Origin of the sequence: Nitrospira sp. SG-bin1 (genome assembly GCA_002083365.1) — a bacterium.
Lineage (GTDB): Bacteria > Nitrospirota > Nitrospiria > Nitrospirales > Nitrospiraceae > Nitrospira_D.
Genome location: LVWS01000033.1, coordinates 629,129 through 641,470 on the forward strand (window position 1 = coordinate 629,129; position 12,342 = coordinate 641,470).

General features: G+C 56.6%; 9 protein-coding genes. 1 reads left to right on the plus strand and 8 read right to left on the minus strand.

Annotated features, from left to right (window positions below; all coding sequences use genetic code 11):
* Positions 1–79: 79 nt before the first annotated feature.
* The 7 genes from A4E19_07430 to A4E19_07460 all read right to left on the minus strand — a co-directional run bounded on the left by A4E19_07430 (position 80) and on the right by A4E19_07460 (position 8,832).
* Positions 80–2,746 (minus strand): formate dehydrogenase, encoded by a 2,667-nt coding sequence (locus A4E19_07430; GenBank protein ID OQW33160.1) that lies wholly within the window; start codon positions 2,744–2,746, stop codon positions 80–82.
* Positions 2,747–2,804: 58 nt separating this feature from the next.
* Positions 2,805–4,118, minus strand: a complete 1,314-nt coding sequence (locus A4E19_07435; GenBank protein ID OQW33209.1) for an NADH-quinone oxidoreductase subunit F — start codon at positions 4,116–4,118, stop codon at positions 2,805–2,807.
* Between the two features lie 66 nt (positions 4,119–4,184).
* Positions 4,185–4,724: an NADH-quinone oxidoreductase subunit E gene (locus tag A4E19_07440; protein ID OQW33161.1), complete on the minus strand. Its 540-nt coding sequence runs from the start codon at positions 4,722–4,724 to the stop codon at positions 4,185–4,187.
* 47 nt (positions 4,725–4,771) lie between these two features.
* Positions 4,772–6,523: an NADH-quinone oxidoreductase subunit D gene (locus A4E19_07445; GenBank protein ID OQW33162.1), complete on the minus strand. Its 1,752-nt coding sequence runs from the start codon at positions 6,521–6,523 to the stop codon at positions 4,772–4,774.
* An 89-nt stretch (positions 6,524–6,612) separates the two neighbouring features.
* Positions 6,613–7,092 (minus strand): NADH dehydrogenase, encoded by a 480-nt coding sequence (locus A4E19_07450; GenBank protein OQW33163.1) that lies wholly within the window; start codon positions 7,090–7,092, stop codon positions 6,613–6,615.
* Positions 7,093–7,232: 140 nt separating this feature from the next.
* Complete coding sequence (locus A4E19_07455; protein ID OQW33164.1) at positions 7,233–7,604, minus strand: NADH-quinone oxidoreductase subunit A; 372 nt, start codon at positions 7,602–7,604, stop codon at positions 7,233–7,235.
* A gap of 10 nt (positions 7,605–7,614) precedes the next feature.
* Positions 7,615–8,832: a hypothetical protein gene (locus A4E19_07460; protein OQW33165.1), complete on the minus strand. Its 1,218-nt coding sequence runs from the start codon at positions 8,830–8,832 to the stop codon at positions 7,615–7,617.
* A 481-nt stretch (positions 8,833–9,313) separates the two neighbouring features.
* On the opposite strand from A4E19_07460, the gene A4E19_07465 reads away from it, so the two are divergent.
* Positions 9,314–10,150, plus strand: coding sequence for a hypothetical protein (locus A4E19_07465; protein ID OQW33166.1), 837 nt, complete (start codon positions 9,314–9,316; stop codon positions 10,148–10,150).
* Positions 10,151–10,198: 48 nt separating this feature from the next.
* Here the strand turns inward: A4E19_07465 and A4E19_07470 are convergent.
* Positions 10,199–12,342: preprotein translocase subunit SecA (locus A4E19_07470; protein ID OQW33167.1), on the minus strand; the 2,144-nt coding region annotated here is incomplete at its 5' end.

The window sequence follows — 12,342 nt, forward strand, 5'->3', positions numbered from 1 at the left end:
GGAAATAGTGAGACGCAACCCGAATTCAGTCACGATCGGACTCCTCGATTAGCATAGTCATCGGCGATGAAGAGGATCATCAGGCCACCTTCATCATGGATACAGTCGCAGTCCGGAATGATGGCACATGGGTGATGGGATCGACGGCGCATTCAAACAGCGGGAGGGCGGCTTGACCGAAGTGATACGGAAACCATGCCGTCCCTTGTGGAACCCGTTCCGCGATTTTGACCTCCGTCGTCATTTCCCCGGATGTGCTGGAGAGGCGGACTCGATCGCCGTCTTTCAACGCAAAGCGTGCGGCGTCAGGCGGACTGATCCGGAGCCGGCCGCTTTTCTCGATCTGCAACAGTCCTTTGGATCGCGTGGACAACTTTCCGGAATGGAACAGGCTTTGTGCCAGGTCCAACCGTACGGTTCCATCCGGTCTCGGTGTTCGGGCGGGAGGATGGTATCTCATCGCCAGGCCATGCTGGTATCCGCCGGCGAGATAGCGGTCCACGGCTGAGCCATCGACTTTGGGCGGCAACGGTGTGGGGCCCAGCGAGCCATAGTCGGGAATGAGACTGCGAATTTCTTTGAGAATCTCCTTGCTCTCGGCATATTCCATCGGGGAGTTCAACAAGATGGACAGCGCCGAAAACACTTCCCAATCGGGGCGGCTTTCCCCGACGGGCTCGATCGACGGACGAACGGCCTGCACATGCCCTTCGGTATTGGTAAACGTCCCATGTTTTTCCATGGAAGAAGCGGCGGGCAGCACGACATGGGCCAAGGCCGCCGTTTCGGTTAAAAACAGTTCCTGGCACACCAGGAGATCGAGCTTGCCCAGTGATTGCTCGGCATGAAGCGGCGCCGGGAGGCTTCCCACGGGATTCTCCCCGACGATAAACATGGCCTTGAGGGAGCCTGTGTCGGCTCGTTCCAGCATCTCGACGAGGGACGCGCCTTTGTCCGTGGGAAGATCGCCGTTCCATTGTTTCGCGATCCGCTCGCGATCTTTGTCGCTGGTGACCGGGAGCGCACCGGGCAGAAATCCGGCGACGGTTCCCATTTCGACCGTGCCCTGGTCGTTGTTTTCCTCTGCGAGAGGGGCGAAACCACAGCCCGGCTGATCCAACTTCCCGAGGAGGAGAAGCAAATCGAGGAGGGCCACAGACCCGTTGTAGCCCTGTTCGCTCCGCAGCAAAGGCTGTCCGGCTACAATCACGATCCGACGTGCGCCCGCCGCGACCTTCGCGGCCCGCACAAACGAATCCGCCTCGATTCCCGTTGCCGCCTGAAGGTCCTGCCATGGAGTTTGTTGCAAGGCATTCATTATGGCGCCGAGATATCCCGGATGCCGTTGCGCGAGGTCCGGCTGTATCAGGTTCTGCTCGACGACGGCCTTTACCAGACCGACGATGGCACGGAGTGTATCGCCGGTCGGAACACGGAAATGATGGTGCGAAAGATTGGCGATATTGCTCATCGTATCGACGACCGGCTCCAGCGATTCGATCGTCATCAGCGTCGCCCGGCGTTTCTTCACCGCCTCTTTGACTTTGAGGCCCGTGATGGGATTTGTCTCGGTGATGTTCGTGCCGACGAGGATCAGCACATCCGCGTCCAAAATATCGCCGAAGGTGACGGTCCACCGATGCGTTCCTTGGACGAGTTGCATGGCGTGCAGGCCGTTCACATGGCCATAGCGCGCGCTGCTATCGATATGGTTGGTGCCGACGGCCACGCGGAGAAACTTTTGGAATAGATACAATTCCTCGTTGGTGCACCGGCCCGAGATCAATCCTCCGAAGCTCTGTCCCCCGTGAGCGGCTTTGATTTCGCCGACGCGGTTGGCGACGTATTCCAAAGCGTCTTCCCAGGTCGTTTGCACGAGCACGCCGTCGCGCCGAATGAGCGGATGTGTCAGGCGCTGCGGATTGGTGGCCGCATGAAATCCGAAAAACCCGCGGGCGCACAGGTCGCCGTTGTTGCGTCCCGCTCCATGCGCCGAGTTCACTTCAATGAGTTCCTGATCCTTCGTCTGTACGGTGATTTGGCACCCGTCTCCGCAGTACCCGCAGATGGTTTCGGCTCGTTTCAGCATCCACGGTCGGTACTCGTACATGGACAATCGGCTGGTAATCGCTCCGACCGGACAGATTTGGACGCAGCCTCCGCAGAATTCACAATCGAGCGGGTGCGCGCCGAAGTGCTTGATTTCCGTCATGGTCCCACGGCCGACGGGCGCCAGCGCTTTGACGTCCATCACTTCGTCACAGTATCGGACGCAACGGAGACACTGCACGCAGCGATTCATCTGCGTTTCAATGAGCGGACTGAAATACTCTTTTTGGAAAATGCGCTTAGTTTCAACGAATCGACTGGTCGCGGTGTACTGGTGAGAAAAGTCTTGAAGATCGCATTTACCTCCTTGATCGCAGACCGGACAGTCCAGCGGATGGTTGGCCAGGATAAACTCGAGCACCGATTTATGGGCGTCGTTGACCACCGTGGTGGCGGTCCGCACGTTCATCCCTTCATCGACTGGTGTGCTGCAGGCCGTTTGGAGCTTGGGCATCTTTTCGATTTCGACCAAGCACATGCGGCAATTGGCGTCCGGCTTGAGTTTCGGATGGTAGCAGAAATGAGGAATCATGACGCCGACACGACGGGCCGCTTCGATGACCAAGGTCCCTTTCGGAACGTTGACCGTCATCCCGTCGATCGTGATGCGAACCGTCTGTGTTGTGGCCTCGGGCATGCTCTCCGTTATTCGTTACACGTGAACCGTTAAACGCATGACTCTGGCGAATAACGGTTCACGATTCATGTCTGAGTCCTACCGGCTCCGGCCTGATCAGATTCGCCGCCTCTGCTTGATTGATGAGATCAACATACTCTTGACGCCAATATTTGAGCGTGCTTTGGACCGGAGCGACTTCCGCATCGCCGAAGGCACAGACCGTGCGTCCTGCGATGTTTTTGCATAGATCCAATAAGGTTTCAAGATCCTCCATCCGGCCGCGTTTCGCCAAGATTCTGCGAAGGGTCTGGACGAGCCAGGAACTGCCTTCGCGGCAAGGGCTGCATTTCCCGCAAGACTCATGGTAGAAAAACTCCATCAGGCGCAGCGCAGCCCACACCATGCTGGTGCCCTCTTCCATCACCGTCACGCCGCCTGATCCCAACATCGATCCCGCCGCCGCCACATGCTCAAAATCCAGCTTCACGTCAAGATGGGCCGGCGTCAGAAACGGCGCCGATGCCCCACCGGGAATAAAGGCTTTCATCGGCTTGTCGGATCGCATGCCACCGGCATGCTCATACACCAACTCCCGGACCGTGATTCCCATCGGAACTTCATAATTCCCCGGTCGTTTCACATGCCCGCTGACACAAAACACTCTCGTGCCGGTGCTTTTTGGCGGTGAACCGATGGCCGCAAACCATTCGGGACCTCGGGTCATGATGTGCGGGAGATTCGCCAATGTCTCGACGTTGTTCACCACGGTCGGTTTATTATAGAGCCCATGCGTGGCGGGGAACGGCGGTTTAATACGGGGGAGGCCACGTTTGCCTTCCAGAGATTCCAAGAGGGCGGTTTCTTCGCCGCAGATATAGGCGCCTGCTCCCCGATGAACCCACACATCGACATGGATGTCGGTGCCGAGAATGTTTGTTCCGATATACCCGGCGCCTCTCGCCTCATCGATGGCCTGTTCCAAGATCTTCGAGCCCAGGACCATTTCGCCACGGATATAGATGTAGGCGGTTTCGGCACCGATGGCATAACAAGCCAACACGATGCCCTCCAAGACTTGATGGGGGTCCCGTTCCATCAGTTGCCGGTCTTTGAAGGTGCCGGGCTCGCTCTCGTCGGCGTTGCAGCACAGATAGCGAGGGCCTTGATAGTCTTTGGGCAGAAACCCCCACTTCACACCGGTCGGGAAACCCGCGCCCCCTCGGCCGCGTAATCCGGATTTGCGGACCATCCCCGTGACATCCGCCGGCGCGATTTTCCCAAGCGTGTTGCGCAAGGCTTGATAGCCCCCGGTCTTCTCATAGTCCGCCAGCGACCCGGTATATCCGGGTTGCATCATGTTTTTCAGCAGAATGAGTTCGTGCTTCGGCATGTCAATCTCGTGAAGCGAAAAGCGATTCACCGTCCTCATTTACGAACGACGAGATACCTGTCATGTTCACGCCCCCCGCTCCGAGGAGGCAGGCTCAGGCCACATGAACGGCCCGCTCTTCAGGGAACTCGTTCCCGTCGAGCGAAGATCGGACAAAATGCGGTCCAATTTGTCCTCGGTGAGTCGCTCGTAGTAGTCATCGTTGATCTGCATCATGGGAGCGGTTCCGCAGGCGGCCAAACATTCCACCTCGCAGAGGCTGAACAACCCGTCGGTCGTCGATTCCCCCGAGGCGATCCCCAACTTCGCTTTGATCCATTCGATCACCGTATCCGAACCGACAAGCGCACACATGAGGGACTTGCATACCTGGATATGGAATTTGCCCGTCGGTTTCAGATTGAACATCGTGTAAAACGTGATCGTTTCATAGACTTGCGGAGGCGTCAGCCGGAGGAGATGCGCGATCTCCTGCATCGCCGACTCGGTCACATAGCCTTGATCGCGCTGGGCGACATAGAGGAGCGGGATCAAAGCGGAACGCTTCACTGGGTAGCGCGACAAGATATCCGCGATCTCGTCTTTATGTTTTTCTAAAAAAGTCATGCCGGTGCTTCGCCTTGCGCTATTCGTCAAGCTGAATTACGTCCTCATCACCGATCGCACTCCCCCATGACCACATCGTAGGTTCCAAAAATCGTGATGATGTCGGAAATCAAGTAGCCACGCGCCATATGATCAAACGCACCCATATGAATGAAAGAAGGAGAACGTATCTTCAGTCGGTAGGGACGGGGGCTGCCGTCGCTGATGATGAAAAACCCCAATTCCCCCTTCGGGGCTTCGGTGGCGCAATAGGTTTCCCCCTTCGGCGGCTTGAACCCTTGGGTGAAGATGATGAAATGGTGAATCAAGCTCTCCATGTCCCGCATCACTTGCGGTTTGGGGGGCGGAATGTATTGCGGCATATCGGCGATGATCGGCCCGGGAGGCATCTGATCGAGACATTGTGAGATGATCCGCGCACTCTGGCGCATCTCTTCGACACGAATCCAATAACGATCATAGGTATCGCCGGTTTTCCCCACCGGCACTTCCCAGTCCACTTTATGGTAGACGCCGTAGGGTTCGAGCTTGCGCACGTCATAGGACACACCGGATCCCCGCAACGCAGGGCCGGTCATGCCGAAGTTGATCGCATCTTCTCCGGAGATGATCGCCACGTGTTTCGTCCGCCCCAGCCAAATCCGATTCCCCGCGAGCAGGGAATCATACTCGTTCAGTTTTTGAGGGAAGGTCTCCAAGAATGCCTTGAGGCGAGCCGCCAATTCGGGAGTGAAGTCGCTGTCCACGCCGCCGATCCGATAATAGTTCAAGGTCAGCCTGGCTCCGCAGAGCCGTTCGAACATGTCGAGCAAGGTTTCCCGCTCGCGAAACGTCCAGAAGAAGACCGTCATGGCTCCGATATCCAGGGCCTGGGCACCCAGCCAAAACAGATGTCCCAAGATGCGCTGCATCTCCGCGACGATCGTGCGGATATACTCGGCCCGTTCAGGCACGGTGATGCCGATGAGTTTCTCCACGGCCCGGACATAGGCGTAATTGTTGGCCATCGCGCAGACATAATCGAGCCGGTCGGTATGGGGAATAATCTGCATGTACGCGAGACCCTCGGCCAATTTCTCGACTCCCCGATGGAGATACCCCAAATCCGGCGTGGCTTTGACGATCCGTTCTCCGTCCAATTCGAGGACCACCCGCACCACGCCATGTGTACTGGGATGTTGAGGGCCCATGTTCAACAACAATTCTTCTCGGCGTTTCGGCGAGGACGAGTCCGGCTCGGCAAGGAACAGCTTCTTCTCGGCCTCGGGGACCTCCCCTTCGACGTGCTCGACGGGCGGTTCATCGAGGCGCGGGATGAAGTCGAACTGACTCCGCCACCCTCGGCCTTCGGTCGGGAAGTCCTTTCGCAGCGGATATCCTTCCGCATAGTCTTCCGGCAGCAGGATACGGCGCAGGTCAGGGTGTCCTGAAAAGCGGATTCCCATCATGTCATAGACTTCTCGTTCCAAGAACGTCGCGCCGCGCCAGATACTGGTGACGGAATCCAGCGTCGGATTCTCCTCTGTGAGCCGCGCTTTGAGGCGGATTCGCCTGCCGTGCGGGAGCGACAGCAAGAGATAGATGACTTCAAACCGCTGCTGATCGGCAGGGTAATCCGCCGAACAGATGTCGGTGATGTGGTCAAAGCACGCCGCGGGATCGTCGTGGAGAAATCGGGCGACCTCCAAGATGCGGGACGCCGCGACTTGAACCGTCGTTTCCGACCGCGCCGTATCGACGTCGACGGAAAGCACCGCCTCCGGGAATTTTTTGAGCAAGGTTTCGATAAGCGATTGCATAAGGCCCGGTCAATGGCCCATGATCATTGGCCACTGGTTTGTGGTGATACACCATCCAATCTCGTGTGCCAATGACGAATCACTAATGACTACTTTACAAATACTTTCTCGCGCTGGATTTTTTCTTGTAACTTCAACAACCCGTCCAGGAGCGCCTCCGGTCTCGGCGGGCACCCCGGTACATAGACGTCCACCGGCACGATTTGATCCACGCCCTGCACGACGGCGTAGCTGTTGTAATGATTGCCCGAGGTCGCGCAAGAGCCCATGCAGATCACGTATCGCGGTTCGGGCATTTGATCGTAGATCCGCCTGATGACGGGAGCCATCTTGCGCGAGACCGTCCCTGCGACGATCATGAGGTCGGACTGCCTGGGCGACGCGCGAAAGACGCCGGCACCGAAACGATCCAAGTCGTACCGGGAAGAGACGCTGGCGATCATTTCAATCGCGCAGCAAGCGAGCCCGAACGTCATCGGCCAGAGCGCGGACTTCCTGGCCCAGTTGACGACCGCATCCAGATTGGTCGTCATGATATTCGCGTCAAATTTCCGCTCTAAAAGACTCACTTAATTCCTACACCCTTTCTCAGATAAGGGCGGCGGGCTTGTCCTTCACTGCGCGCATCCACCGAGCACCGCCCTTGTATACATAATCTATAAATCCTGTGTGCGCGGTGGGCGAGCAAGGAGGATAGGCCCACCGCCCTTCAATCCCACTCCAGCGCTCCTTTTTTCCACGCATACCAAAACCCGACCACCAGGATGGCGATGAAAAGGACCATCTCCACTAATCCAACCAGCCCAAGACTTTTGAATGCAACCGCCCAGGGAAACATAAAGACGATTTCGATATCGAAGATCACAAACAGCATGGCGATGATGTAGTACCGCATCGGGAACTGCACACGGGCATCCTGAAACAACGGGCTGCCGCTTTCATACGGTGCCAACTTCGCCCGATAGGGCTGATTGGGGCGGATAAATCGACCCACCATGAGGGTCAGTGTCCCGAGGATAATGCCCACACCGATGAAAATGAGGATCGGCAAATAGTTCTCCGGGACGGAAGCATTCCCCATGTGTAGATCCTTACGCGGCTGACTGGGTTGTGAGCGCCGACCGAAAGAACGGTTTGTATCGCAGGCCGTCGAGCTCCGGTTGCACGATTCCCTTGTGTTGAATGAGGACCTTGAACGTCGTACCCATCCCGTTCGGTCTCAAGAGGTGAATCGCCGCTTTGAACGCCGGACTGTCCTGTTCCAGCTCGGCGAGCATCTGTTCGACGCCGAGTCCCATGAGGAAGCTCATCTGATTGGTGAAACCGGTCGTCCGGATCCCGTGCGTTTCACCGGTCGCCGCTAGGTTCGAAAAATCCACATGGGCGGTCATGTCTTGGTCGCCCACCCGCAGGAACGGGTCCTCATTGACGGATTGCCCGGAATAGCAAAGAAACGTGCCGTTTTTCCGGTCGGGCCGATAGAGGTCCTGTGCCGTGTGGCCATAATCGATGGTGATCACGAATCCACGATTCAGACCCTGAGCCACTTGCGCCACCCAATCTAGTGCTCTGAGGTTGAATTCGGTTCGATAGCCGTGCGGCCAACCGGGGTGCATGGGGCGAAGACGGTCGGCCAGGACATCCGACGACAGCGGCACCAGGCATTCCACGAACCGCCCGTCTCGGTAGTCCACCGCAAGTTCGTCAATTCCCGTTGCCGTGACCTGAATGCGGTGGACCGGAAAGGAGTCCACGAGTTCATTGCTGAAGATGAGACCGATCACACCGTGAGAGGGCACACTCGCGAGATCGATTTCCCATGTCAGTAGGGCTGCTCGGTTCAGCCAAGGAGCCAAATTCCTGCGTTGCAACTCGCGCATAGCCGGGCTTCGATCGATCAGAACGTACCGAAGACGATGAAACAACGGACGGAAGTGCCGCTGACAAGCCGAGAGAAAATGCTGCGCCAGTAGCCCCTTCCCCGGTCCCATTTCCACAACGGTAAATGGATCAGGTTGGCCCAATAGCCGGTCCATCTGTTCGGCTTGTTTGGCCAGCGCTTGCCCGAGGATAGGATGGACATCCGAACTGGTGTAAAAATCTCCTCGCCAACCGATCCGTTCGTGCAGGGATTCAGGTGCGCGCATGTAATAACCGAATCGCGGGTGGTACAGGGCCAACTCCATGAAACGAACAAACGGAATCGGGCCGGATGCGGCAATCTCCGAAGCGATGGCGGCAACAAGTTCCGGATGCCCTGTGCTCACGAAAAGCTCCAATTCACCGTCCAAGATCGAAAAAAGCGACACCCCTAGCTCATGGGCAGCGCCTGCCCATCACTGGGTGACGAAGGGGAAGTAGAGTAGCCTTCGGAAGTGTCTTAAGTCAAGGCGGGATCAGGGGGAATCGCTGTGCCTTGCTCGTTCCCGGCTGTCAATTCGACTGTTCGATCTCTCGTAGCTGCTTGACATCGGAACTGGTTCCCTTCCATCGGTTATACTCCGCCGAGCCACTTCAGCCATGAGGCTGTGATTAGTAAAATCCATCTGCCAGGCAGCGTTCGCCCAAACTTAGCGGACTCGGCCACTGTTCGAGCGAGGCAAAGTAACTACGCTTTTTGTTATCAGGGAGAGATCTCGCCGGTACTCACGGCAGTGAGCCAATGAAATAGAACGATGGTTCTTTAACTTTGGTCCTTCAGTGTAGTGGTAGACTTGCATGAATGACACTACAGATTGTCATCGGGGGGTCCTTCAGGGAATGACACCTACGATATGCACGAGATGAACCATGTGTACTAGGAGCATCATTGTTGGATTGATTGTTCTGGAGGCAGTGCTCACCTCTGGAGGGGCAACCGCATTCGATGAGATCAGTACGGTTCTTTCCAATCCATCACGATATGCAAACCACGAGGCGACTGTAGTTGGGTCGGTCACGGCTGTTCAGCCGTCCTTGGCGATAGATTTTTCCCCTCGCCTTCCTAACCTTCTTGTGGGATTCGGTTTTACCCTGGAAGATCCTTCGGGCAAAATTGAAATAATAGTTCGTCAGCCCTGCCATCTGAACCCGGGCTGTGATGCGTATCGAACTGTCTTTACTGAACCGGAGATCGAAGAGCATCTTTATCAGAAGAAGAACATTATGATCGGGCAATTTATGAAGGCTCAGGGGACATTGATGCGGTATGGCACCGATGGGCCGGACGAATTGTATTTCCTAGTAGCCTCCACCATTCGCGTCTACGAACTCGGGGCGCTCTCAATACGGGCAATGCTCTCGCAAATGCCAAGCTACGATGCGCAGCAGGTCCAGGTGAGCGGTGCCATTACGTCCTTGAGATTACTAACGGAAGATGAGTCGAAAAAGTTCTTCTCACGTGGACCAGGAGTCACGTTTATGTTGGATGACGGCACTGGAAGTATTGAGGTCCTTTATATGGATCCATGTGGCCAGCCTTTCATGTGCGATCAAAAAAGTCATTTTGAAGAATATGGACGTGTCGTCGAGCGAATTCTCTACAAAGCAACTGCAAAGCATGCTGTGGCTGTGAGAGGAATAACTTTCATGACGGCCGCGGAAGGAAATATACGGCGGCTAATTTTAGAAGCATCTTCGATTGACTGATGTGTGAGACCAAGAAGACTTCCATCGATCAACGGTGGCGAACTTGGTCTATGCCCCGTGGCACTTCTTGTATTTCTTCCCGCTGCCGCAGGGACAGGGATCGTTGCGGCCGACCTTGTTGTCGGCTCGTTGCGCTGGAGCCGGTGCAGCGACCGGTTCATCGCCTCGGTTCAACGTGAGTTTCGGCTGCGGACGCGAGAGGACCGGTTGCGGTGGAGGCGTCGGTTGTCCTCCTTCGTGGCGGACCGCCTGCACGTGGAACAGCCGATCGAGCGTGTCGGATTTGATCCGTTCCATCATGCCGGCGAACAGATCGAAGCCCTCGCGCTTATACTCGATCAACGGGTCTTTCTGGCCATAGCCACGAAGCCCGATGCCGTCCCGCAAATGATCCATGCCAAGCAGGTGATCCTTCCAATGGTGGTCGATGACCTGGAGCATGAAGGTCTTCTCAAGAAAGCGCATCAGCTCTGGCCCTAGCTCCGCCTCTTTTTTCGCATAGGCCTCTCGCACCTGGGTTTTAAGATCTTCCAACAATGCGTCCCGCCCGACATCGCGCAGCGAGTCTCCTCCGTCATGTTTCCCCTGCGTGATGTCTAAACCGAATTGACTCTGCATGACCTCGGTCAACCCCTTGACATCCCACTCTTCCGGGTACTGATCAGGCGGGCAATAGACATTGAGGGTCGATTCCACCGAGTCGGCCATCATGTCATGGAGGTCGTTGGTCAAATTGTCTCCGTTCAACACGGCTCGGCGGTGTCGATAGATCACTTCGCGCTGCTTGTTCATCACGTCGTCGTACTCGAGCAGCTGCTTGCGGATTTCAAAGTTATGCGCCTCGACCTTCTTTTGAGCGTTCGCAATCGCACGAGTCACCATGCCGTGTTCGATGGGGACGCCTTCTTCCATGCCGAGCTTGAGCATCAGTTGCGATACCCGTTCCGACGCGAAGATCCGCATCAAGTCGTCTTCCAACGACAGGTAGAACCTCGACGTTCCCGGGTCGCCTTGGCGGCCGGCCCGTCCGCGAAGCTGGTTGTCGATGCGGCGGCTCTCATGTCGCTCCGTGCCGAGAATGTGGAGACCGCCCAGCGCGACGACTTCCTGTTTGTTCTTATCGCAATCGGACCGAATGCCCTCATAGATCTCGAGCTTGCGGCTCTCCGGAAGATTTTCTTCCCGGTAGAGCACCTGCTTGTACATGAATTCCGGGTTACCGCCCAGCAGAATGTCGGTACCGCGCCCTGCCATGTTCGTCGCGATCGTGACGGCGCCTTTGCGTCCGGCTTGCGCGACGATTTCGGCTTCCCGCTCATGCTGTTTGGCGTTGAGGACGTTATGCTTGATGCCGTTTCGGCTCAACATGCCGGCCAGCTTTTCGGATTTCTCGATCGAGATGGTTCCGACCAGCACCGGCTGGCCGCGCTCATGGCACTCCTTGATCTCCTCGACGATGGCGGCGAACTTTTCTTTCTCCGTTCGATAGACCACATCGGCATAGTCCTGCCGAATCATTTGGCGGTTGGTCGGCACGACGTTGACGTCGAGGTTATAGATCTTGGCGAACTCGGCGGCTTCCGTGTCCGCGGTGCCGGTCATGCCGCTGAGCTTCTTGTACATCCGGAAATAATTCTGGAAGGTCACGGACGCGAGGGTCTGATTCTCATTGGCGATTTTCACGCCCTCTTTGGCCTCGACGGCCTGATGCAATCCGTCGCTCCACCGGCGGCCCGGCATCAAGCGTCCAGTAAACTCGTCCACGATGATGACCTCGCCGTCTTTCACGACGTAGTCCACGTCCCGTTTGTAGAGGGTATAGGCTTGCAAGGCTTTTACCACGTGGTGGACCAGGTCCATGTGCGCCGGATCGTAAAGGTTGTCCACGCCGAGCAGTTTTTCCACGCGTGCGTTGCCGTCCTCGGTGAGCGCGGCCGTCTTGGTCTTTTCTTCGATGGTGTAGTCTGTTTCGGCTTTCAGCTGAGGGATGATCGCGTTGATCCGGTAGTAGAGATCGGTGGTCTGGTCGGTCGGGCCCGAGATGATCAACGGCGTCCGCGCTTCGTCGATCAAGATGCTGTCGACTTCGTCCACGATGGCGAAGTTCAACTCGCGTTGGACGCATTGATTCAAGTCGGTGACGACCAGGTTGTCGCGCAGATAATCGAACCCGTATTCGTTGTTCGTGCCGT